The 22,983-nt window shown below is 61.7% G+C and carries 22 protein-coding genes and 1 pseudogene; 8 read left to right on the top strand and 15 right to left on the bottom strand.

The window, feature by feature from the left end:
* The first annotated feature begins 33 nt into the window (after window positions 1-33).
* From ACTG2W_RS00350 to ACTG2W_RS00340, 3 genes are all read left to right on the top strand, one after another.
* Window positions 34-933, top strand: a complete 900-nt coding sequence (locus tag ACTG2W_RS00350) for a pirin family protein (protein WP_120414104.1) — start codon at window positions 34-36, stop codon at window positions 931-933.
* Window positions 930-2,189: an MFS transporter gene (locus ACTG2W_RS00345; RefSeq protein WP_120414103.1), complete on the top strand. Its 1,260-nt coding sequence runs from the start codon at window positions 930-932 to the stop codon at window positions 2,187-2,189. Before ACTG2W_RS00350 ends, ACTG2W_RS00345 begins: the two co-directional genes overlap by 4 nt.
* Before the next feature lie 100 nt (window positions 2,190-2,289).
* Window positions 2,290-3,192, top strand: coding sequence for a LysR family transcriptional regulator (locus tag ACTG2W_RS00340; protein WP_013723653.1), 903 nt, complete (start codon window positions 2,290-2,292; stop codon window positions 3,190-3,192).
* 125 nt (window positions 3,193-3,317) lie between these two features.
* Here ACTG2W_RS00340 and ACTG2W_RS00335 read toward each other — a convergent pair whose 3' ends face one another.
* Window positions 3,318-4,208, bottom strand: a complete 891-nt coding sequence (locus tag ACTG2W_RS00335) for a LysR family transcriptional regulator (RefSeq protein WP_005361146.1) — start codon at window positions 4,206-4,208, stop codon at window positions 3,318-3,320.
* Window positions 4,209-4,309: 101 nt separating this feature from the next.
* On the opposite strand from ACTG2W_RS00335, the gene ACTG2W_RS00330 reads away from it, so the two are divergent.
* The 3 genes from ACTG2W_RS00330 to ACTG2W_RS00320 all read left to right on the top strand — a co-directional run bounded on the left by ACTG2W_RS00330 (window position 4,310) and on the right by ACTG2W_RS00320 (window position 7,720).
* Window positions 4,310-4,948 (top strand): NAD(P)-dependent oxidoreductase, encoded by a 639-nt coding sequence (locus ACTG2W_RS00330; protein ID WP_421308783.1) that lies wholly within the window; start codon window positions 4,310-4,312, stop codon window positions 4,946-4,948.
* A gap of 425 nt (window positions 4,949-5,373) precedes the next feature.
* Entirely contained in the window at window positions 5,374-6,417 is a 1,044-nt protein-coding gene (locus ACTG2W_RS00325) for an isopenicillin N synthase family dioxygenase (protein ID WP_421308781.1), read from the top strand.
* Window positions 6,418-6,556: 139 nt separating this feature from the next.
* Complete coding sequence (locus tag ACTG2W_RS00320) at window positions 6,557-7,720, top strand: trans-sulfuration enzyme family protein (RefSeq protein WP_421308779.1); 1,164 nt, start codon at window positions 6,557-6,559, stop codon at window positions 7,718-7,720.
* 109 nt (window positions 7,721-7,829) lie between these two features.
* On the opposite strand, the gene ACTG2W_RS00315 is transcribed toward ACTG2W_RS00320, so the two are convergent.
* The 3 genes from ACTG2W_RS00315 to ACTG2W_RS00305 all read right to left on the bottom strand — a co-directional run bounded on the left by ACTG2W_RS00315 (window position 7,830) and on the right by ACTG2W_RS00305 (window position 11,086).
* A complete protein-coding gene (locus ACTG2W_RS00315) occupies window positions 7,830-9,494 on the bottom strand; it encodes an AMP-binding protein (RefSeq protein ID WP_042052884.1) in 1,665 nt (554 codons plus the stop codon).
* Window positions 9,495-9,592: 98 nt separating this feature from the next.
* Window positions 9,593-9,871 carry a YfcL family protein gene (locus ACTG2W_RS00310; protein ID WP_005333639.1) on the bottom strand — a complete coding sequence of 93 codons (279 nt, stop codon included), beginning with the start codon at window positions 9,869-9,871 and terminating at the stop codon, window positions 9,593-9,595.
* Window positions 9,872-9,970: 99 nt separating this feature from the next.
* The gene (locus ACTG2W_RS00305) at window positions 9,971-11,086 is read right to left on the bottom strand and encodes an ATP-NAD kinase family protein (protein ID WP_106843754.1); all 1,116 of its coding nucleotides are present in this window, start codon (window positions 11,084-11,086) and stop codon (window positions 9,971-9,973) included.
* 120 nt (window positions 11,087-11,206) lie between these two features.
* On the opposite strand from ACTG2W_RS00305, the gene ACTG2W_RS00300 reads away from it, so the two are divergent.
* On the top strand, window positions 11,207-11,944 hold the full coding sequence (locus tag ACTG2W_RS00300) for a TerC family protein (protein ID WP_005352619.1): 738 nt from the start codon (window positions 11,207-11,209) through the stop codon (window positions 11,942-11,944).
* Between the two features lie 94 nt (window positions 11,945-12,038).
* Here ACTG2W_RS00300 and ACTG2W_RS00295 read toward each other — a convergent pair whose 3' ends face one another.
* From ACTG2W_RS00295 to pspA, 11 genes and pseudogenes are all read right to left on the bottom strand, one after another.
* A complete protein-coding gene (locus ACTG2W_RS00295; protein ID WP_005333642.1) occupies window positions 12,039-12,527 on the bottom strand; it encodes an OmpA family protein in 489 nt (162 codons plus the stop codon).
* Between the two features lie 35 nt (window positions 12,528-12,562).
* Window positions 12,563-13,792 carry a diguanylate cyclase domain-containing protein gene (locus ACTG2W_RS00290; protein ID WP_106843753.1) on the bottom strand — a complete coding sequence of 410 codons (1,230 nt, stop codon included), beginning with the start codon at window positions 13,790-13,792 and terminating at the stop codon, window positions 12,563-12,565.
* Window positions 13,789-14,346, bottom strand: a complete 558-nt coding sequence (locus ACTG2W_RS00285; protein ID WP_106843752.1) for a YfiR family protein — start codon at window positions 14,344-14,346, stop codon at window positions 13,789-13,791. Before ACTG2W_RS00285 ends, ACTG2W_RS00290 begins: the two co-directional genes overlap by 4 nt.
* A 189-nt stretch (window positions 14,347-14,535) precedes the next feature.
* On the bottom strand, window positions 14,536-16,083 hold the full coding sequence (tyrR, locus tag ACTG2W_RS00280; RefSeq protein WP_005333656.1) for a transcriptional regulator TyrR: 1,548 nt from the start codon (window positions 16,081-16,083) through the stop codon (window positions 14,536-14,538).
* A 148-nt stretch (window positions 16,084-16,231) separates the two neighbouring features.
* Window positions 16,232-16,720: pseudogene (locus ACTG2W_RS00275) on the bottom strand (4a-hydroxytetrahydrobiopterin dehydratase).
* Window positions 16,721-16,783: 63 nt separating this feature from the next.
* Window positions 16,784-17,578, bottom strand: a complete 795-nt coding sequence (gene phhA / locus ACTG2W_RS00270) for a phenylalanine 4-monooxygenase (protein ID WP_106843751.1) — start codon at window positions 17,576-17,578, stop codon at window positions 16,784-16,786.
* Window positions 17,579-17,736: 158 nt separating this feature from the next.
* Window positions 17,737-18,768: a YcjF family protein gene (locus tag ACTG2W_RS00265; RefSeq protein WP_106843750.1), complete on the bottom strand. Its 1,032-nt coding sequence runs from the start codon at window positions 18,766-18,768 to the stop codon at window positions 17,737-17,739.
* 65 nt (window positions 18,769-18,833) lie between these two features.
* Complete coding sequence (locus ACTG2W_RS00260) at window positions 18,834-20,240, bottom strand: YcjX family protein (RefSeq protein ID WP_181281638.1); 1,407 nt, start codon at window positions 20,238-20,240, stop codon at window positions 18,834-18,836.
* 101 nt (window positions 20,241-20,341) lie between these two features.
* Window positions 20,342-20,746: an envelope stress response membrane protein PspC gene (gene pspC / locus ACTG2W_RS00255; RefSeq protein WP_005333670.1), complete on the bottom strand. Its 405-nt coding sequence runs from the start codon at window positions 20,744-20,746 to the stop codon at window positions 20,342-20,344.
* Complete coding sequence (gene pspB / locus ACTG2W_RS00250) at window positions 20,743-20,979, bottom strand: envelope stress response membrane protein PspB (protein WP_005333672.1); 237 nt, start codon at window positions 20,977-20,979, stop codon at window positions 20,743-20,745. The genes pspC and pspB overlap by 4 nt, the downstream gene beginning before the upstream one ends.
* 3 nt (window positions 20,980-20,982) lie before the next feature.
* On the bottom strand, window positions 20,983-21,669 hold the full coding sequence (gene pspA / locus ACTG2W_RS00245) for a phage shock protein PspA (protein ID WP_106843749.1): 687 nt from the start codon (window positions 21,667-21,669) through the stop codon (window positions 20,983-20,985).
* A gap of 196 nt (window positions 21,670-21,865) precedes the next feature.
* Here pspA and pspF point away from each other — a divergent pair, with 196 nt between their 5' ends.
* Window positions 21,866-22,894 (top strand): phage shock protein operon transcriptional activator, encoded by a 1,029-nt coding sequence (gene pspF / locus ACTG2W_RS00240; protein ID WP_005333674.1) that lies wholly within the window; start codon window positions 21,866-21,868, stop codon window positions 22,892-22,894.
* Window positions 22,895-22,983: the final 89 nt, after the last annotated feature.

The raw sequence follows: 22,983 nt of genomic DNA, 5'->3' as shown, positions 1-22,983 counted from the left end.
GAAGGCTTCTTTTGTCTTCAAGAGGTTATATCGATGACCAGACGCCTGACGCTCTCCGCCCCCGTCAAGGGCCAACCGCTGCGCATTGGCAGCGGCTTTGCAGCCAGCCATTTTGGCGAACACTTTTTCAACGGTCTGATAGACCCCGTGGTGATGGTGGATCACTTCCAGATGACCGCCCCCACCTTCGAGCCCCATCCCCACGCCGGGATCTCTGCCGTCACCTATCTGTTCGAGGACTCGACGAGCCCCCACGTCAACTACGACTCCCTCGGCAATCAGGGCCCCATCGAACCGGGGGCACTCCACTGGCTGGCGGCCGGGCGCGGGGCCGTACATACCGAGCAGCCGGAAGGGGCATCGCCCTATGTCCACGCCCTGCAGATCTTCGTCAACCTGCCTGCCCGTCAAAAGATGATGTCGCCTTTTGCCGTCCACGCAGCCGCTGCCACCATCCCCGAGTTTCATAGCGAAGGGGTGCGAGTACGGGTGGTCGCAGGCCACAGCAACGGGATAACGGCACCACACTCGGCAGAGCTGCCCCAACCCTTTACCCTGCTCGATGGCCATTGCGCGCCCGGCAGCCGCTTCACCCATCTGCTGGCGGCAGGCTGGAATGCCATGATCTATCCCCTGACCGGGTCGCTGACTTTGCAGGCTGAGGGAGAGCGGCACCTCATCCCGGCAGGTCACGGGATGGGTGTCAGCCTCTCTGCCGAGGGCGGCGAGGCGGTGGCTCTGCAGCTTGAGGCCACCGAGCCCTGCCACTTCGTGCTGCTCTCAGGCCAGGCGCTCAATGAAACCCTGGTCAAACATGGCCCCTTCGTCATGAACAGCCACGACGCCATTGCAGATCGGCTGCATGCCTATCAGCGCGGCGAATTTGGTCAGCTCAACGATGAGTGGCTGCGCAACGGCCAATATCGGCCATGAGCACGCTCGCTGGCTACCAGCCACAAAGCACGCGCTGGCCTCTGGTCTTCCTCGCCATTTTTGCCGGTGCCAGCGGCGCCCTCTGCCTTGGCAAAGTGCCCGCCGTACTCGGCATACTGCGCAGCGAGCTGGGGCTGACACTGGTCGAAGCCAGCTATCTCGCCTCAGCTTTCAATACGCTGGCGATCCTCTTCAGCCTCTTTCTCGGCCTGTTGCTGACCCGCTGGAGTGGGCGGCAAACCGGGGTTGTCGGGCTTTTGGTTATCGTCACAGGCGGTGCGTTGGCGCTGCCCGCCACCGGGCTGGCCATGATGCTGCTGTCGCGCATTGTCGAGGGGATTGGCTTTTTGCTGGTCTCGGTGGCCATGCCCGCCTTTATCGTAGCGGTGACCCGGGAGGAGGATAAACGGCTGGCCATAAGCCTGTGGGCAGTCAACCTGCCTCTCGGGGCAGCGGCGGGTATGCTGCTCACCCCCTGGCTCACGGCACAAGGTGGCTGGCGACTGGCCTGGCTGATCCTGATGATCCCGCAACTCTCTGCCCTGCTGCTTCTGCTCGCCAGTCGCTCAGCAGATAAACTGCGGGTCTGGGCATCCCAAAACTCGATCAACTCGGGCCACCCGCTACGCCAACTGACGGTGCTCCGGCAGAAGGCACTCTGGCGCTACGGGTTGGCGTTCACGCTCTACAGCCTGATGCTCTGGGCGCTCTTTGTCTGGCTGCCAACCATGTTGCAAGGCAGCCCCGGGATTGGCCAAAGCCAGATCGCCCTGCTTTCGGCGCTGGCGGTGGTCGCCAATATTCCCGGCAACCTGATGGGGGCATTGCTGCTGCGCCGGGGCGTGGCACGAGATCGGCTCATCAGCTGGGCACTGGGTCTGATGGCGCTGTGCGGCATGCTCGCCTTCTGGCCCGGCCTGTCGCCGTGGTGGGCCTATGGATTGTGCCTCGTCCTCTCCCTTTCGGGTGGCATGGCGCCGCCAGCGATCCTCTCGTCTGCGCAGGGAGTGAGTCAGGGGCCGGTGCAACTGGCCATCGTGCAGGGCTTTTTTGTCCAGCTCGCCAACCTCGGTCAGCTGCTGGGGCCTTTGCTGCTGGCGGCCCTGATGACGGACAGCGGCCATTGGGGGAGCGCTCGCTGGCTCTTTCTGGGCGGCTTGCTGCTGGTCGCGCTGCTCTATGCCGCGGGCCACCTGCCGGACTCAAGCATGGCTGCGAAACAGGCTCGATCGCATTCGCGGCAAGATGGAAGATGACGAATAGAGAGGGAAACATCACAGTTATCGCAGGGAATGCTGGCCGGACAAGAGGCTGTTCAGTATGTTAACTGTTTAATCATGCTTAACGGTAGCCACCATGTCTCAAGTCGATCTCAATCTCTTTCGCGTCCTCGATGCGGTGATCCGCTATGGTGGTGTCACCACGGCCGCCGAGATGATGGAGATGACCCCCTCGGCCATCAGCCAGGCCATCAGCCGCCTGACCAGCCTGGTGGGCGAGCCGCTGTTTGTCCGCCAGGGACGCGGCATCACCCCCACGGCGCGAGCGCTCAGTCTGCACCACGAGATCATGGTGCCGCTGCACGACATGGAGCGCAGCCTGCAGCGCACCGATCTCTTTGATCCCCAGACCAGTCGGCGCACCTTTCGCATAGCGGGGGTGCCCGATATCGATATCTTCTTCCTGCCGGAGCTCAACAACCTGCTGCAGACCCAAGCCCCCAACTGTCAGCTGGAGTGGAACACCCAGGTGCAGGACGAAGCCCTGCGCCAGAACAGCCTCTATCTGCACAGCGTTGATCTGGTGCTGGCCACCAAGCCGATGGCGGAGCAGGGGATCGAAAACGAGCAGATCATGTCCCAGGCCCTGCGCATCGCCTGCCGCAAGGATCACCCCAGGATCCGCCAGGCCCCCGACATGGCCACCTTCTTCAACGAAAAGCACGTGGTATTGCAAACCAGGCGGCTCGACAGCTTGCTGCTCAACACCCTGACCAAGGCGCCGCTGCCGCCGCGCCAGATTGCCTACGAGAGCGACTCCCTGCTCACCGCTCTTCATCTGGTGAGTCGTACCGACTGGCTCTGCGTCGCCAGCCAGTGGCACATGGAGAAGCTGGGGCAGGCGCTGGATCTGGCCAGCTATCCCCTCCCCTGGCTCTCGGAGGATTGCCCCGTCTACATGAGTTGGCACAAGAGCTCCGGTCAGGATACCGGGCTTAATTGGCTCAAAGATCAGGTGCGGGCCGTCAGTTCGTTTTAAGGATGCTTAACAGTCAAGCATGCCCATCTCCTCATCCGGGCTATCGCTCTTCTCGACAAACCACCTTATGGATAATCCCCCCTTCAGGATAATCGGGGGCCTTTTCTCAACCATTAAGGCGCAGCTCATGACGACATCGTCGTGCCGAAATAGCTGCGCAGTGCCTCCACCACCCGCCGCACTTTCTCCGGGATCTCCCGCTGCGGCGTGATGGCGTGGATCTCCATCGGTGCCACCCGAAAACCGGGCAACAGTTCGAGCAGACGCCCTTGCGCCAGATCCTCGCCAATCTCTCCCTCCGGTTGCAGCGAGATCCCCTGCCCCGCCAGCGCAAACTGGCGCAAGGGCAACACGTTATTGCAGAGCACCTTGGCCTTGAACCTCACCCTGTGCTCCCCCCCCTTCTCATCCTGCAGCAGCAAACCGTTGCCCAGCATGTCGCCGCAAAGCCAGTCGTGGGTGGCCAGATCGGCGGGCGTGCGCGGCGTCCCCTTGCGCGCCAGATAGGCGGGGGCGGCGCAGAGCAGCATCCGGGTTTGCCCCAGTTTGCGGGCCACCAGAGTCGAATCGGGCAAAGTGCCGACCCGCAATGCCACGTCGATCCGCTCAGCAATGAGATCCCGTTTCTCGTCGTCGGCGATGATCTGGATAGTGAGGCCGGGGTGGGCCTGCAGCAGCGGTGAGAGGGCCAGAGCCAGCGGCTGGCCCGCCATCCCCACCGGGGCAGTGATCCGCACTTCACCGAGCAGGGCGTCGCGCACCTCCGAGAGGCGCAGCTCGGTCTCGCTCAGGGTCTGCTGCAACGCCCGGCACCCTTGCCACACAACCTCTCCCGCCTCGGTCAGACTGAGGCGACGGGTGGAGCGATGGAGCAGGGGCAGCCCGAGCAGGCTTTCGAGCTGGCTGATATGCTGACTGACGGCAGAGGGGGTCATGCCAAGGGATTTAGCCGCCCCTGTCATGCTGCCCGCCTCCACCACGGCAGCGAAGATGGCGTAACGTCTGAGCTGTTCCATTATTAAACCCAGCTTATAAGTGAATGCATTTTTGAGGTGATTATTAAATCATAAATGGCGGCGTAGGATAGCCCCATTCCAACAGTGAAGGAGAGTTCCCCATGAAGATTGCCCTGATCGGTGCCAGCGGTTTTGTCGGTTCAGCCATCCTGAACGAGGCCGTCAGCCGCGGCCATCACGTCACCGCCATCGTCCGCGATGTCAGCAAGGTGGCCGCCCATCCGCAGGTCACCGCCGTGGCGGTGGATGCCCAAAACCCGCAGGCATTGGCCGAGGTGCTCAAGGGGCACGATCGGGTGATCAGCGCCTACAACCCGGGCTGGACCACACCGGATATCTACGACCAGTACCTCAAGGGCGCCAACGCGATCGTCGCAGCAGCCAAAGCGGCCAACAGCTGGCTGCTGGTAGTAGGTGGCGCCGGCAGTCTGGAGGTTGCCCCCGGCGTGCAACTGGTGGATACCCCTGAGTTTCCGGCCGAGTGGAAACAGGGGGCGCTGGCGGCCCGCGACGGTCTCACCGCCCTGCGTCGTGAAACCACCCTCGACTGGCGCTTTGTCTCTCCCCCGGTGTTCCTCGAACCGGGCGAGAAGCGCGGAGGCTATCGGATTGGTGGCGATCAGGTGCTGTTCAGCGGCGAACAGCCTGTCGGGATCACCGCCGGTGATCTGGCTGACGGTGTGCTGAACGAGGTGGAAAAACCGGCTCACCAGCGCCAGCGCTTTACCCTGGGTTACTGAGAGCCAGCAATCGGTTAAGGCCAGAATGCACGGTCACTCACCTGCGCAGCCGGTCAGGTGAACACCCGCTCAACCAGAAGGGAGGCATCCGCCTCCCTTCTGTTTTGGCCATTTTCTGTTTTGGTCATTTTTGCCGCTGGTAACTTACCTCTGGTTATCACTCTCCCCCTCATCGTTGCCCCTTTACCTCGCAATGGCTGCGCAAAAAACCTTCAGCCCATCAGGCGCCGAATTCCATTTCGAATTTTGTATATAACTAAGAATAATTTGTTGTTTCCGTCTTATAACACCGAACAGTAGCATCCCCTTTATCCCAGATGGCGCCACACTGTCGCGCCATCCCGTTTGCCGCTTATCAGGTCTGCCAACAGCGGAGGCAGTGCAAGAGATGGCGCCAGAGATAACGAAAGAGTGAGGAGGTGCACATGGAACATTCACCACTGCCGATCATCGATCTGGCTGCCCTCAACGGGGCACCCGAGGTGCGTCGCCCTATGCTGGCCCGCCTGGCCGTGGCCGCCCGCGACGTCGGCTTTTTCTATCTGACAGGGCATGGCCTGAGTGACGCCGAGCAACGAGAGACTCTGGCGCTGGCAGAGCGCTTCTTTGCCCTGCCGGAGCAGGAGAAGCTGGCGGTGCAGATGGTCAACAGCCCCCACTTTCGCGGCTACAACCGGGTCGGTGCCGAGCTGACCCGAGCGCGGCCGGATCTGCGGGAGCAGTTCGATATCATGAATGAGGCGCAACCCCTGCCTGCGGACCTGATCCGTGAACCATGGCAGCGGCTGATCGGCCCCAACCAGTGGCCGACCGCCCTGCCAGAGATGAAAGCCCATCTGCTGGCGTGGCAGGATCGGCTGAGCGATATCACCCTCACCCTGCTGGCCGCTTTTGCCGAGGTGCTGGAGCAACCGGCCAACGTGTTTGACGACAGCATCCGCGGCGCCCCCTACCAGCACATGAAGCTGATTCATTACCCGGGGCAAGAGGCGGGCGGCAGCAGTCAGGGAGTCGGCGCCCACAAGGATCCCGGCTACCTGACGCTGGTGATGCAGGACAATCACTCGGGGCTTGAGGTCGAGACGGCCGACGGCTGGATCTCCGCGCCCCCCCTGCCGAGAGCGCTGGTGGTCAATATCGGCGAGCTGTTGGAGCTGGCCTCCAACGGCTATCTCAAGGCGACCCTACATCGGGTGGTAAGCCCGCCGCCCGGCGTATCGCGCCTCTCCTGCGCCTTCTTTATGGCGGCGCGGCTCGATGCCACCGTGCCACTGCTCAGCCTCTCCCCCGAGCTGGCAGCACAGGCGCAAGGGCCGGAGAGTGACCCGACCAATCCGCTCTTCTATCAGGTGGGGGAGAACGTGCTGAAAGGGCGGCTGCGCTCCCACCCGGATGTAGCGGCGCGGCACTATGGGCCGGTGGAACCCGCTCGCCTCCCGCGCACTGAAAGCGAAGCGATAACGGCCTAAGCAGCGCAGAGATCCGCCGGCGGGTATATGCATAAGCCACAAGCAGCATGGATATACCCGCCCAGACAAAACACAACATGTAACGAACAACAAAACACAACCAGTCATGGTCAGAGCCTGGCCATCACGGAGCAACACGATGAAATTCAAGACCATGAGCGTACACAGCGGCCAGCGGATCGACCCCCAGACCGGCGCCCTCACCACCCCGCTCTACCAGAGCAGCACCTTCAGCTACTTCAACGCCCAGGCAGGCAAGGAGCGCTTTGCAGGTCAGGCCCCCGGCTTTATCTACAGTCGCTTTGGCAACCCCACCACTGCCGAGCTGGAGCAGAAACTGGCGGCGCTTGAAGGTGCCGATGAAGCGCTGGTGGTGGCGAGCGGCATGGCGGCGGTGAGCGCCATCATGTATGCCCTGGCCGACAGCGGCGATGAGGTGGCCTATATCGGCCCGCTCTACGGCGGCACCGATGCGTTCCTCAAGCAGACCTTCAGCCGCGCCGGTATCAAGATCACCGCTTACGAGAGCGACCGGGATCTGCTGGCCAATATCCGCCCCGCCACCAAGGTGGTACTGTTCGAAACCCTGACCAACCCCACCCTCAAGGTGGTGGATCCGCGGCTGGTGGTGGAAGCGGCCCGCAAGGTGGGCGCCATCACAGTGTGTGACAACACCTTCCTCACCCCCTACCTGCTGCGTCCGCTGGAGCTCGGGGTCGATGTGGTGATGCACAGCGGTACCAAATATCTGGGCGGCCACGGCGACATCATCGCCGGGGTGGTGGCGGGCTCCCACGCCCTGATGAAGTCGATCCGCACCGTGGCCCTCAAACATATCGGCTCCCCCATAGGCCCGCAGGAGGCCTACCTGCTGCAGCGTGGGGTCAAGACCCTGCCCCTGCGGATGGATGCCCACCTGCACAATGCCCAGAAAGTGGCCGAGTTTCTGGCCGCCCATCCGGCGGTGAAGAAGGTGATCTACCCGGGGCTTGCCAGCCATCCGGGCCACGATGCCCTCGGCGCCTTCGCTAGCGGCTTTGGCGGCATGGTGAGCATTGAGCTGGAAGGCGGGTTTGAGCGCTGCGCCACCCTGCTCGATAACCTGCAACTGTTCGTGCAGGCGGTGAGTCTGGGGGATCTCGAGAGTCTCGCTTGCCATCCGGCCAGTACCACCCACGCCGCCATGGACGAGGCGAGCCGCCTCGCTGCCGGAGTCAACGACGACCTCATCCGCTTCAGCATCGGGGTGGAAGATGCGGACGACCTGATCGCCGATCTGGCCGCCGCGCTGGCGCAGATCTAACCGGGCGCGCTTTTACTCGCCGACAAAACAGCGGCGAGTGATATGCCTCAAACACAACAACGGCCCATCAAGGGCCGTTGTTGTTTGTTGCGCTATGGAAAGACGGGATTTACTCCTCCCACACCACCACCTGGGATGAGGGCCAGCGATCCCCGACCTGGGCGTACTTTTGCTCCAGCAGGTGACGCTTGATCTTCATGGTGGGAGTCAGCACGCCGTTCTCGATATTCCAGGGGGTTTTCACTACCAGAATGCCGCGAATTTTGGCATGAGATTCCAGCTGATCGTTGACCCGTACCCGCGCCGCTTCCAGTCTGGCGTTCACCTCCTCCCGATTGCCCTTCATAGCGCTCTCGGCCAGTTGCACCAGCGCAATGGGCTGCGGCATGCCGTAACCAATCACGCAGAGCTGTTCGATAATGGGCTCCTGCCCCAGCAGTCCCTCGATGGGCACCGGCGCCACATACTTGCCCTTGGCGGTCTTGAACACATCCTTCATCCGGCCGGTGATGGTGAGATAACCCTCCTTGTCCAGCTTGCCCATGTCGCCGGTGTGGAGCCACCCCTCGGCATCGATGGCCTCGGCGCTGTGCTCGGGATCCTTGTAGTAACCCAGCATCATCCCTTCACAGCGGCAAAGGATCTCCCCCTCGTCGGAGATCTTGATGGTCACTCCGATCCCCGCCTTGCCGACGGTGCCGATCTTGTCGGCGCGGAACGGGTAGTTGATGGTGGAGTAGGCGTGGTTCTCGGTCATGCCCCAAGCTTCAGTCACCTTGAGGCCGATGCTCAGATACCACTCAAGCAGCGCAGGGGAGACAGGAGCGGAGCCGCAGCCGAGTACACGGGCCTGATCCAGTCCCAACCCCTTTTGCAGCTTGCGTTTGATAAGGCCGGAGATAAGCGGGATCTTGAGCAGCAATTCGAGTTTCTTCTGGGGCAGCTTCTCGTGGATCTTGATGCGGAACATGGCCCACAGCCGCGGCACCGAGATAAAGACGGTGGGACGGCAGCGTTTGACATCTTCGATAAAGGTGTCGAGGGATTCAGGGAACGCGATGGTAGCGCCGCCATAGAGACTGCCGCCGTAGATGTAGACCCGCTCGGTAATGTGGGCCAGCGGCAGGTAGGAGAAGCCCCGATCGGCCTGGCTCAGGCTCACCGTCTCCACCAGTTTTTCGCACGACCAGGCGTAACGCTCGACGCTCAGCATGGCCCCTTTCGGCTTGCCGGTACTGCCGGAGGTGTAGACCAGACTCAGCAGGGAGTCAGGAGCCTGCACCGGGCTGTCAGGGATCGGCTCGTGCGCCTCCAGCAGATCGTCCCACTGGTGGCTGGCCGGCATGGTGTCATAGGGGAAGGCGATGCGCAGCAGATCGGCGGGTACGCCAGCCTCCTGACTCTTCCAGTCATCCAGCTTGCCGACGAAGATCGCCTTGGCCTCGCTGTGGCGCAGCACATATTCGATGGTGTCGACGTTGGCAGTCGGGTAGATGGGCACGCTCACGTATTGCCCCATCTGCATCGCCAGATCGGCGATAAACCACTGGGCGCAGTTCTTGGAGAGCAGCGCCACCTTGTCACCGGCCACCAGACCGAGGTGACGCAAGGCCGTCACCATCCGCCGCGCTTCATCGGCCACTTCACCCCAGGTGAAATCGACATATTCGCGGTTGATGGTTTGACGCAGGTAGGTTCGATCAGGACACTGCCGCTCCCAGTGATAGAGCATCTCGAGCGGCAGTTTATTGGCAATGCGTGAGGAGGAGGCCATAGTTTAATCCCTGAAACAAAAGGCGAAACTTATTATTAACCTTTCACTAACTTCAGGGGAAGGATAAACTCAAACTTCAGTTTGAATTGTGTATCCGATCAAGCTTCTGCGTCTTGTTGCAAACGACTCCACATCGCCTGCACCAGTTTTTCATCCTCTTCAGAAAGCTCACCTTGCAAGATCGCCTCGTTGAGGCTGCGCAGCACATAGCTCTTGACGTCCCGCACCAGGGTCTTGCCTTCCAGCTCGGCCCGGGCAACCGCCAATGAGATATGACCTCGCAGGTAACCCCCCGCAAACAGCTCATCGTCGGTCGCGGTGGCAACCATGCTGTCGATCAGTCCCAACAACTTGTGCTCAAAATCGTGAATCGTCATGTAACGCAGCCTCATTTGCGGCAAAAAATTCGGGGGTATGGAACCGCAATCCGGTTGATTGCAGCTCTCTGGCGCCAGGCCAGCAGCGTCCTTGGCGTCCTATTCCGGGTTGGCCACCGGGTAGATGACCTGATCCTTGTATCCCGTGGTTATTCGCAGATAACCACGCAACGCCCGGTTTAATTCGGGATCATCGGTGTCCACCAGCAGCGGCCTGCCCGCAAGGGCGGCAAGCTTGGCTTTGGTTGCCAGCACCTGGATATTGTCCAGCCCGACACACCGAATCACCTCAGGACTCAATTGCTGATTTCCGCGCCCGAACAGATGTCCCTGTCCGCCTATCAGGGTAATGATCAGTCGGCAGCGACGGCCGCGGATCCGGGTCAGGATCTCGGCGGCGCTGAGATCCTGCCCGATAAGTCGGCCATTTTCCACCAGATCCACACCGAGCAAAGTATTTTCCAGACCGAGCTCAGCCATACAGGCTGCCACCGTGCTGCCGGAGCCCATCAGATAGAGGGTATCAGGCTCCATCTGCTCGACCACACCGGCGGCGAGATCCGCCAACACCAGCTCTTCGGACTCCTTGCCCCCCTGCTTGACCGCCTGCACATAACGCAGATCACCGGGCACCTTCAGCTGGCCGTAGTGGCGGGCCCGCACCTTGCCCGCGCGAAACGCCTCCTCGTCGATGTCGCGCACCTCGGCATCGATCAGGCTGAGCAGTTCCCCTGCGATCATCCGCGCCACCACCCGCCCGCTGGCGGCGGGGGTCACCCCGTAGACGCCGGAGTGGATCTTGCACCCCGCGGGAATGCCGAGCACATGGCAAGACTCCCCCACCGCGGCGCAGATATCCCGCGCCGTGCCATCGCCACCGGCAAACAGCAGCAGATCGACCCCGGCTTCGCGCATCAGCCCGGCGGCGTGGCGGGTATCATCGGCCGAGGTGCTCTCCCCGGCCGGTTGATAGATGACCCGACAGGGCAACCCCAACTCGCGGGCCACCGCCTCCCCCATCTCTCCCGCTACCGTCAGCAGTTCAAACGGGACGCTCAGCTCGCACAGTGGCAACAGAGCTTGCCGCGCCCGATCCTGCGCTTTGGGCACGGCACCACGAGCAAGCGCCTCGGCTACCACGCCGTCACTGCCCTTGAGCCCCACTGCGCCGCCAATCCCGGCGACCGGATTAATAATGAACCCTAATCGAAACATGCCAGCCTCCCTTGCGATGGCCACCATTTTTATCTTTTCCCCCCTCTGGGACAAGCAGTGGCGCCCCTGCTAGAATGCGCTGCTTCAATTTTCCAACCAATTTTCAACCAAGGTTCAATCATGCTGGAATGGGTTCTTGATCCCTCTGCCTGGGTCGCACTCGCCACCCTTACCCTGCTCGAAATCGTGCTGGGCATCGACAACATCATCTTTATCTCCATCCTGGTAGGTCGCCTGCCGGAGGCGCAGCGTCAAAAAGCGCGCATTCTGGGTCTGGGGCTCGCCATGGGTACCCGGATCCTGCTGCTGCTCTCGCTGGCCTGGGTGATGCGCCTCACCGATCCGCTCTTCACCGTGCTGGGTGAAGCCATCTCCGGCCGCGATCTGATCCTGCTGCTGGGAGGCCTGTTCCTCATCGGCAAGAGTGCTCACGAGATCCACGTCACCCTGGAAGGGGCGGCCGAGCCGGAAAGCGTCAGCAAAGCGGCCTCGGGCTTTATCAGCACCCTGATCCAGATCGCCATCCTCGATATCGTCTTCAGCCTCGACTCGGTGATCACCGCGGTCGGCATGGCCGATCACGTGCCGGTGATGGTGCTGGCCATCATGATCGCCGTCTTCATCATGATGTTTGCCGCCAAATCCATCGGTGATTTTGTCGATGCCCACCCCACCATCAAGATGCTGGCCCTCTCCTTCCTCACCCTTGTTGGTTTCGCCCTGATGGCCGAGGGGATGGACCTACACATTCCGAAGGGCTACATCTACTTCGCCATGGCCTTCTCGCTGGTGGTGGAGATGATCAACATCCGCCTGCGCAGCCATCACGACAATAACGGGCAAAATAGCGCGCAGTAACCCTGCCCCACATGCCCTCGCGACCCCAGCTGTCGCGATCAAAAAGAGCGCCGGTCGGGCGCTCTTTTTTATGGGTAACGAAACGATGAAAGGGTTATTGATCGCTGATGACGATGGCAACCCGGCGGTTGGCGGCCCGGCCCTCTCTGGTCTTGTTATCCGCCAGCGGCATGGTCTCGCCACGGCCATGGATCTCCAGATTGGCTGGCTTCATGCCGACCGAGACCAGCACATCGGCTACCGACTGGGCCCGCTTCAGGGAGAGCTGCTGGTTGTAGCTGCTCTCGCCGGTATTATCGGTGTGGCCATCCACCCGCGCCTTGTCCAACCCTACGCCAAGCAGTGTTTTACCCAGTTTTTCAACGGATTGGCGAGTCTGGGGATTGAGCGCCCCCACGTTGTTGGCAAACAGCACCCGGTTGGCCAGATCCAGCGTCCACCCCTCATCGGTCAGATAAAAGCCCTGCTCCTTGAGCACGGCGATCTGCTCCGGGGTCAACCCCTTGGGGGCGCTCTGGCAACCGGCCAGCAGTGACAACATCAACCCCAGCAGGGTCACTTTCAACAGGTGGGTGATCTTCATGGTTTGCTCCTTGTTTATGTTGTTATTCTTGCCAGTCAGGCGATGGTTTGCTGTTCACTGCGGCGCGCCCGTTTCGCCAGATACATGGCTGCATCGGCCTGATCACACAGCACGCTGGCACTCATGCCCGCCTGATAGACGGCAAAGCCGACACTCACCTCTGCCACCAGCTGACGACCGTCACGCAGCGCCACCGGTTCGCTCATCGCCTGCTGGATGCGGCCAATCACCTCTTCCACCTCATGCTGTCGCTGGAGTGAACCAACCAGCACCGCAAACTCGTCACCACCGAGGCGAAACACCAGATCATCCGGACGCAGCTGATGCTGCACCCGTCTTGAGAGCGCGATCAGCACATCGTCACCGGCGTTGTGCCCCAGCGTGTCATTAATTTGCTTGAAGCGATCGCAGTCGAGATAGAGCAGCGCAAACCCCTCTTGCTCGCCGAGGGAGATGGCCTGCGCGAGCCGCGCTTCAAACAGGGCGCGATTGGGCAGTCCGGTGAGGGCATCGTGGGTAGCCTGATGGAGCAGGCTGGCATTTTCGCGGGCCTGCTGGGCCTGCCAGGCTTGCAGCTCGTCAAGCAGGGAGTTGAAGTCATCCCCCAGCTCGTTAATCTCGACGATATCGGCCGGTGGCGCCCGCATCCCCAGGGTGCGCTGTCGGCGTACCGAGTGGGCGACAAGTGCCAGTTTGCGCAGCGGTGCGGTGATGGAGACCTGCATCCGGTCAGCCACATAGAGTGCCACCATGGCGCTCAGCATCAGGCAAACCACCATCACCAGCAGCGCCGAGAGCAAGAACAGCAGCAGGTATTCACCGTGGCCCCGCAGCTCGATGGTGGCGATCTGCTCACCACCCCGCAGCATGGGGAGTTTGACAGGCCCCGGCATCAGCAGTTGGGCCAGATAGTCTTCGAGCGTCACCAGCGGGTTGCTTCTGGGGCGCTCCCAACTGGCGAGCAGCTGACCATTGGTCAGTACGATAGTGGCTTGGGCCACCTCTTCCTTGGCAACGATACCACTGAGCGCCTCGCTCGCCGCCTCCTCATCATGGAACACCACCGCCGCCTCGGCGCTGTAGCTGATGGCGCGGGCTACCAGCTCCAGATTGTGGTCGGCGTAAAAACGCACTACCAGCAGGGCCACCAGTGTAAAAAAGAGTCCCGCCACGCTGACGGCTGTGATGGCGGCCACCAGATGGGTTCGCCCCAGGCTCTGACGCAGGGTCAGACGGCGGGGAGCCGCGCTCACCTGTCGTCTCATGGGACCCCCTTGTCGGCATGGGCCAGCTTGAGCACGGCGGGATGCACCCGCACGCCGCTCAGGGCCAGGGCATCGAGGTTCACTTTAAACCGCACCCGCACGCTGTCCGGCGAGGTCTGCAGGCAGAACACCGAGCTGGTGGAACAGTCGTGGTTGTATTCGCTGATGCTGAGCACTGGGTGTCCCTGCAGGCGGGCAAACAGCGCAATCCGGGTCGGCTCGTCGAGCACTCCCAGATAGAGCACATCGCAGTGATCGCTGATGGCCGGATCGCTCGCCTCGTAACGATGGACCTGCACGGTGCGCCCATTGGCCTGACGATCGATGGTAAAGAGGGCGCCGGCATATTCGGTCGGCGCCGCCACACACATGCGCAGCACCGCAGGCTCGGTGGGCCAGCGGGTATAACTCATGATATCGAGCACCAGCTCCCTGACCGCCGTCGCCCGGCTCTCTGCGGCCGTTTCCGCCAGCGCGCGGGGCAACAGCAGGCCAAACGCAATCAACAGGAGCGCCAGACGGGCAGTTAAACGGGGGGAAAAGAGTAACAGCATGATCGGGAGGTGGTCGCCTTGACAATACCGCTGCTATGGCATTGCGGTTCGGGTAGATGAACCCAGATAGTAAGTTGGCTGACTCTGGCCTGACAAGTCTCACCCCGCCATCAACTACCGAGTTCGTGTAAAGAAAACGGAGAGCCCGTCTGGTAACGGGCTCTCTGGTGGCAGGCAACAAGACGGAAATCACTTCTTGCTGATGCCGTATTCCCGCAGCTTGTTGGCGATGGCGGTATGCGACACGCCCAGGCGTTTGGCCAGCTGACGGGTCGACGGGAAGGCGGGATAGAGCCGGGCCAGCAGCTGGCTCTCGAAGCGCTTCACCGCATCGTCGAGATTCCCCTCAAACCACTCGTCGATCAGCGGCATGGTATCGGCCGCCACCGGCAGGTCGATCTGCTCGGGCCCCAGTTCATCCCCTTCCAGCAGGGTCATGGCACGGTAGAGACAGTTGCGCAGCTGACGCACGTTGCCCGGCCAGCGGTAGGCGGTCAGGTAGTCGGCCATGTTGCGGGTAAAGCGCGGACGGGGTCGCTGCAATTCGCTGGCAAAGCGGGAGACAAACTGCTGGGCCAGCACCATGATGTCCGCCTTGCGCTCGCGCAGGGGGGGCAGCGCCAGACTGAGCACGTTGAGGCGGTAGTAGAGATCCTCGCGGAAGGTTCCTTCGTGCACCAGATCCAGCAACTGCTTCTGGGTGGTGCAGATGAAACGCACGTTGACCTTCACCTCCTGCTCGTCACCGACCCGGCGGAATACCCCATCCTGCAACACCCGCAAAAACTTGGTCTGCAGATGGGGAGACATGTCGCCGATCTCGTCCAGCATCAAGGTGCCGCCGCTCGCCAGCTCCAGCACACCGCGCTTGCCCTCGGTGTTGTTGCCAAAGGCGCCGGGGGCATAACCAAACAGCTCGCTCTCGGCCACGTTATCGGGCATGGCGGCGCAGTTGAGGGCCATAAAGGGGTGGCTGGAGCGCAGGCTGGCCCCGTGACAGGCGCGGGCCAGCAGCTCCTTGCCGGTGCCGGTCTCGCCGACGATCAGCAGCGGCGCATCCTGCATCGCCAGTTTGCGCGCTTGCGACAGCACCTCTTTCATCTTGGGGCTCTCGGCCTGCAGATGCTCGAAGCCCCCCACTTCCACCGCATGAAGCGCGCTGAAATGCAGGCCGACCCGACGGGCAGATTTGAGCACCACCACGGCCCCGGCCAGCGCCTGCTTGCCGCGGGCTTCTGCCACGAACAGCGGCATCAGATCTGCCAGATACTCTTCGCCATTGAAACTGAGCTTGCAGGTCTGCGGCTTGATCTCGCTCGCCTCCAGCCAGCGGGTGAAGGAGAAACCCTTGACCAGCGAACCGAGCGCCACGCCGCGCACCTCCTCCACCGGCAAGCCGAGGGTGGTGAGGGCAGACTGGTTGGCCTGGGTCACCTTGCCCTTGCTGTCGAGGGAGAAGACCAGATCCGGCAGCGCCTTGAGCAGCGCCTCGATCTCGTGGTGCTCTCGCTCGGAAGGCATGTAGGGGATAGTCTTGACGTCGTAGACGCCGGGAATACGGCGGATCTCCGGCATCAGGTGCTGAAAATCACTGAACTCCAGCTCGGGAAAGTTGAGATAGATGATGCCTGAGGTATCGATTTCGATGCCGCGCAGATCGATATTGTGCTCCACCAAGCGGTCGAGCAGTTCCCGGGTCAGGCCCAGGCGGTCTTCACAGCTGACTTCAAGACGCATTCGGGACACACTTCCTAGCTAACTCTATGAATGAGCGGATAATACAGTCTCGATCCCCCCAGTGCGAGCGCCAGCCCATAAAAATGCGGGCCTGCCCCGCTTTCGCAGGCAGGCCCGGGTCAACCGATGACGCTGGTGTGGGGTGCGATTACCGAAGCAACTGATCGGTGCGCGCCGCCATGATGAAGTCGTTGCGATGCAAACCGCCGATCTTATGCATCCACCAGCTGACGGTCACCTTCCCCCATTCAGTCAGAAATGCAGGAAGGGGGATACTCCGCCTCAACCTGTTCTCAGATTATCTGGGCAATTGGTCTGTACGCGCAGCCATGATGAAGTCGTTGCGGTGTAATCCGCCGATCTTGTGGGTCCACCAGCTGACGGTCACCTTCCCCCACTCGGTCAGGATCGCGGGATGATGGAACTCCGCTTCCGCCAGCTCCCCCAGGCGGTTGGTAAAGGCCAGCGCTTCCTTGAAGTTGCGAAACGTAAATTCCCGCCGCAGTTGCAGCGCCCCCTCCTCCACCAGCGGCTGCCAGTCGGGAATAAGCTGCATCAGCTCGCGCAGCTCCTCATCGCTCACCTTGGGGGCATCGGCGCGACACGCTTCACACTGTTGGCTGGCCAGTTCGGACATGGGTTACTCCTGCTTGAATTAATGAAAAATTAATGACAATGAAATAGGGTTGTTTGCTTTTGGTCAGCTCGCCTGTTTGCCAGCAGGAACCTCAAAACGTGGCGGATAGAGGCCAAGCCGACTGGCCTCCGCCAGAGCAGCCATGATCTCCTCCCCAGTCAACTGGTAGAGATGATCGAGACTCGGCAGCACAAAATAGGTGGGCTGCATGATGTCGATGCGATACGGGGTGCGCAGCACGGTCAACAGATCGAAGGGTTGCAGCAGCGGTTTGCCACAGAGGGCATAAGCTGTCTCGCCGATGGAGGAGAGAATGCCGCCACCGTAGATACGCAGCCCGTCCGGCGTTGCCAAGAGGCCAAACTCCACGGTGAACCAGTAGAGCCGCGCCAGAAAAACCCGCTGCTCCTTGCTCGCCTGCTGCCCCAACTGACCGTAGAGGTGGGTGAAGTGGGCAAAGGCCGGATTGGTCAGCATGGCGCAGTGGCCGAAGATCTCGTGAAAGATATCGGGCTCTTGCAGGTAGTCGAGCTCGTCCCGGCGCCGGATAAAGGTGGCCACCGGAAACTGGCGATTGGCCAGCAGGGCGAAGAAGCGATCGAACGAGATAAGCGCAGGCACCGCCGCCACCGACCAGCCGGTCGCAGGCTGCAAGACGGCGTTGATCTCGGCCAGCTGGGGGATGCGATCACGGGGCAGCCCCAGTCTGTCGAGACCGGCCAGATACTCGTTACACCCCTTGCCAGCAAGAGCGGCGAACTGACGTTCGATCAGGATCTGCCAGGTGCCGTGCTCTTCGTGGCTGTAGTGGATCACCCCGTCAGCATCCGGCTGGTGGGCGGTGTAAAAGGTTGCCATAGCGGTTCCATCCTCTGGCGCCACATCAAGGCGCCTTGCCGTTTCATCACGATTTCACTGTAACGAAATGGCAACAAAAAAAGCAGCCGACCCATGAGTCGGCTGCCTGAAACAGTTGTAAATAAATTGTGACAACCGCTATTAATCTCCAGCAGCCATCAAGGCTTATTGAGATACCCCGCCAGCTGGCCGATCAGCCGCTTGCGCAGCTCACCCAGTTTCGGCTTCTCGTCCGCACACCAGGGCAGCGGTCGGCAAGCCTCTATGGTGCGCAGGCCAAGGCGGGCGGTGAGCAGACCGGCACCCACCCCTTGCGCCGCGCGGGCAGAGAGCTTGGCGGCAAACTCGGCGCCCAGCAAGTCCATCCCCACCTCGGTCACCAGCTCGGTGGCACCGGCGTAGAGCATGTTGCGAAACACCTGACGGATCAGACGTATGCGGCTCCAGTAGCCAAGTTCGATGGCGTAGACATCGGCGATATCCTCGATCATCCGCAGGTTGCGCCACAGCATCAGCATCATGTCGACGGTAGCGAGCGGACTCAGCGCCACCAGCACAGCGGCCTCCCCCGACCATTTGGCCACCCGCGCCTGTGCCAGCTTGTCGCGCTCGCCGAGCACCAGCTGGCTATAGAGAGTCAGCACTTCCCGATCGCTGTGGCTCTCATCGAGCTGGGCCAGCCAGGTTTGATACCCTTCGCGCCCCTTGTCGCCACTTTTGACCGCCAACCCTTCGCAAAAGGCCTGCCCCTGCCCGACTCCCTGATGGGCCAGCAGATCTTCTGCTCGCGAGCGCACATCCTGACGCCGCTTGAGGGTGCGCAGCCGCAGCCACTCGCGCCCCACCACGCTGGCGGTCCCCGCCGCCACCAGCGCCGAGGCCGCCAGCCAGGCGCTGCCCCAGAGCGGGGTGGTGAGGAATTGATCGTAAAGAAAGGCGCCATACTGGCCCAACGAGAGCAGACCGACTGCCCCCAGCCCCCACGCCAGCAGCCGATGGCGGCGGCGCGGTTTGCTGACGAGGGCGCTCTCCACCTCGGTGAACTCGTCCAGCTCATCTAGACGCTCGAAACTCGCCTCCTCCAGCCGCTGGGCTGGTGCGGGCGGTCGCTCGTCACTGGCCACCGTCAAGGCAGGCTCAAGGATCACCTTGCCCTGCAGCGGTGGCCGCTCTTTTATCTGATCGTTCATCGCCTTGTTCTCCTGAAAACAGTCTCCTGCGGGCGGCGCAGGAAACAAACCCGAGCCGCACACCGTTATTCGAGGTGATCCCCGAGCAGAAACTCCAGCGCCGCATCGAGCCGGATATGGGGCAGAGCCTGATGGGCGCTCATAGGCATAGGGCGAAACGCCTGAAAATCAAAACCCTGACTGTTCCACCACTGCGCAGGGGGAATATGGGGCGGCACCTCCCCGGGGAACAGCAGCAGCGGCTCACCGCTCAGGCTGGTGCCGCGGATGGCGGGGAACTCGCGGCCATTGGCCACCCCCTTGCCCACCTCGGTCGCCTTGATGGCGGCGAGCGCCAGACACTCGGTGGTGATCCCCTCAAAACGGGCCTGGCCGCGGCCACTGCGCACCAGATGCTGCAGCAGTGAGACCATGGGCGCATGCTGTTCGGGGGTGACGTGATCGGCCTTGCTCGCCACAAAGAGCAGCTTGTCGATACGGGGCGAAAAGAGCCGCCGCCACCAGTTGCTCTTGCCGTAGGCAAAGCTCTCCATGATGCGGGCGATGGCCTGCTGCATGTCGCCAAAGCTGGCCGCCCCGGCGTTAAGCGGCTGCAGGCAATCCACCAGCACGATCTGGCGATCAAAGCCGGCAAAGTGCTGCTCATAAAAACCCTGCACCAGATGCTGCTTGTACTGCTCGAAGCGCTGCTTGAGAGTGGCGTAAAGGGTGCCATCGGCGGGCTCGCCGACAGGCATCTCCCACACCCAGGGGACAAACTGCAGCATGGGGGCACCGGCATACTCCCCCGGCAACACGAAACGGCCGGGCTGGATCAGGTGCAGCCCCAGCTCCTGTTTGCAAGCATGCAAGTAGGCAGTGTAGCGCTCGGCCAGCTCAGCCACCGGCCGCTCTTCGAAGCGCTGATCGGCCTGCCACCCGGGGGTCAGCCAGCTGGCGGCGAGTGCCTGCAGCTCTGGGCGACGAAGCTGCTCGCGCACCTGTTCGCTCCACTGCTCGTAGCTCATCTCAAGGAGCGGCAAGTCGAGCAGCCACTCCCCGGGGTAGTCCACCAGATCCACGTAGAGGGTGGAGATCTCCCCCAGATGCTTGCGCAGAGGGTGACGGGTGCGATAGCGGATTTCGAGGCGCACTTCGGCCACGCCGCGGGTGGGCTCGGGCCAGGCAGGTGGATCGCCAAACAGGGAGTCGAGGCCACGCTCGTAGGCAAAGGTGGGGATGTGGGCATTGAGCTGCGGCACCCGGCGGGCACCGAGGATGCGCCCCTGACGCAGGGCATCCCACAACGGCAAACGGCCGTCGATGGCCGCGTGTTCCAGCTGGTTGACCAGCGCCGTGATAAAGGCGGTTTTACCGCTGCGAGAGAGGCCGGTCACCGCCAGCCGAATATGGCGATCCCGCACCCGGTTCACCACGTCGTTCGCCTTGTGTTGCAGGCGAGTCAACTTCTGTTCCAGTTTATTGAGTATCAAGGCTTGACCCGTTCTCCCTTGGTGGTTGCATCTGGATAGCTGGTGTCGATGGTGGCGCATCACGGGAGGCGCCGCCATCGACATGGGGGCTTCAGCAAGCACTACAGCTTGCGAAATTCCCGCTGCAGGGTGAACTCCCTGGAGGTCACCAGTTTCTCGATCCGCTGAACTCTGGGCTCCAGCGCGTCAAGTTCCTGCGCGATGCGGCCCAGCGCCTGATGCGGGGTGATCCCCGCCTGCCAGCTGCGGGCCTTCATCCGCACCTCGGCAAAGTCGGCGTCCTCTTGCGAATAGAGGGTGACCGGCTTTTTGTCGAGCAAGAACCAGGCGGCGATATAGGCGGTGAAGGTGATGAAACCGGCGAAGATAAGGCCACTGATGGCGAGCAGCCGCACGATCCAGGTCTCCACCCCGAAATACTCAGCCAAACCGGCACAGATCCCGGCTATCTTGCCACGCTGGGGATCACGATAGAGGTTACGCCCTTCACGACTGACACTGCTCATACCTTGTTCCTCCAACCGGGTACTTCCGCATCCAGAATCGACTCCAGCGCGCCCACTCGCTCCTGCATCTTCTCGGTGCGAGCCAGCAGCCCTTGCAGCTGTTCCCGCTCGCTATCAGCAAGACCGGCGCCAATCCGCCCCTTGGCACGATAGTGCAGCACCAGCCAGATGGGGGCTACCACCACCATGAAGACCACCATGGGAACCATCAATACGCCCAGCAGATCTTCCATCTGTTACTCCCCCTGTTTGCCTTCGCTTTTGCTGTCGCCCTGGCCCAGCTTCTGGCGCATGGCTTCCAACTCGCGGCTTATCTGATCGTCCACTTCCAGCTCGGCAAACTGCTGCGCCAGCGCCTTGTCGGACTGTCCCAGATCGGCGCGCGCTTCCATTTCGTCGATGCGACGCTCCATCCGCTCAAACTTGCTCACCACCGCCAGGCTCTCGCCACGGGCTACCTGGCTCTGCACATTGAGACGGCTGCTGGCCGCTTCGGTGCGAATGGCCATCGCCTTTTGACGGGCGCGGGCATCTTCCAGCTTGGCTTCGAGCTGGCGGATCTCCTCACCCAGCTTCTCGATGCCGCTGTCGACCGCCTGCTGCTCGCGGTAGAGGGTCTCTGACAACTCGGTCTGTTTCTTCTTCTCGATAAGGGCCGCGCGGGCCAGATCTTCACGCCCTTTGGTCAGGGCCATCTCGGCCTTGGCTTGCCACTCGTCGACCCGCTCCTGATGACGGGCGACCTGACGGCCAATCTCTTTCTGGCTGGCGAGGAAGCGGGCCAGATTGGAACGCTCCTTGACCAGCTCGTCCTCCATCTCCTGGATGATCAGGCGCACCATCTTCTGGGGATCTTCTGCCTTGTCGAGCAGGGCCGTCAGGTTGGAATTGATGATGTCGGCCAGACGGGAAAAAATACTCATGATTGCACTCCTGTTATTGGCATGGCGTTGTTTCTCCATTGACAATGGCAACTTGTGTGCCAATCTGGAACAAAATTTAACTTGTTGATTTATATGGGGCAGAATAGCCGGATTGCAAGATGCCTCGCGCAAGTGATGATTAAAATCACCAACTTTTGGTAAGATTGACCAGCTTTTACAACTGACAGGGATCACTATGACCACGGCCACGGAAAGCCTGCTGGGGGAATCCAACGCATTTCTCGAGATCATTGAGCAGGCCTCACGGCTCGCCCCGCTGCGCAAACCCGTGCTGATCATCGGTGAGCGGGGGACGGGCAAGGAGCTGATCGCCCACCGCCTACATTATCTCTCGGCGCGCTGGGATCAAAGCTTTGTCACCATCAACTGCGCCACCCTGAGTGAGAGCCTGCTGGAGACCGAGCTGTTCGGTCACGAAGCGGGGTCGTTTACCGGTGCAGCCAAGCGCCATCAGGGCCGCTTCGAGCGGGCCGATGGCGGCACCCTATTCCTCGACGAGCTGGCCACCACCAGCGCCCGGGTGCAGGAGAAGCTGCTGCGGGTCATCGAGTATGGCGAGTTCGAGCGGGTGGGTGGGGCCAAGCCCCTCAAGGTGGATGTGCGACTGGTCTGCGCCACCAACGAGGATCTCCCTGCGCTGGCCGACAAGGGGCAGTTTCGCCACGATCTGCTCGACCGGCTCGCGTTTGATGTGATCACCCTCCCCCCCTTGCGGGAGCGGCGGGAAGATATCCTGATGCTGGCGGAGCACTTCGCCCACAGCATGACCCGGGAGCTGGGCTATCCGCTGTTTGCCGGTTTCTCGCGCAAGGCGACCCAGTTGCTGCTGGATTACCACTGGCCGGGCAACGTGCGGGAGCTGAAGAACGTGGTGGAGCGAAGTATCTATCGTCAGGGCAATCCCCAGCTGCCACTCTCGACCCTGGTGCTCAACCCGTTTGATTCCCCCTGGCGACCACAGGTCACGCAACCTGCGCAAGAGGCCCGAAGCGAGGTACAATCTGCATCCCCCCTCGCCTTGCCGCTCGATCTCAAGCAGGCGGTGGCGGAGTACGAGATTAATTTACTCAAGCAAGCGATGCAGCAATCCCAGTATAATCAGCGCAAAGCCGCTCAACTGCTGGCCTTAAGCTATCACCAGTTCCGTGGCATGCTACGCAAATATCAGCTGCTGGATGGCGATAACGATGCAGAACAAGAGTGAAGGAGCGCGGTTGATGCCGACTCCAGCAACACGCCAGCCTTCGCGCTGGCACATTTGTATCAAAACGTGCGTACAAAACCCCTATAAGA

The organism is Aeromonas sp. 96A, assembly GCF_051919165.1.
In the GTDB taxonomy this organism is placed as follows: domain Bacteria; phylum Pseudomonadota; class Gammaproteobacteria; order Enterobacterales; family Aeromonadaceae; genus Aeromonas; species Aeromonas veronii.
The sequence above is the reverse complement of the archived record's forward strand: the minus strand, read 5'-3'. Positions and strand labels throughout refer to the sequence as shown.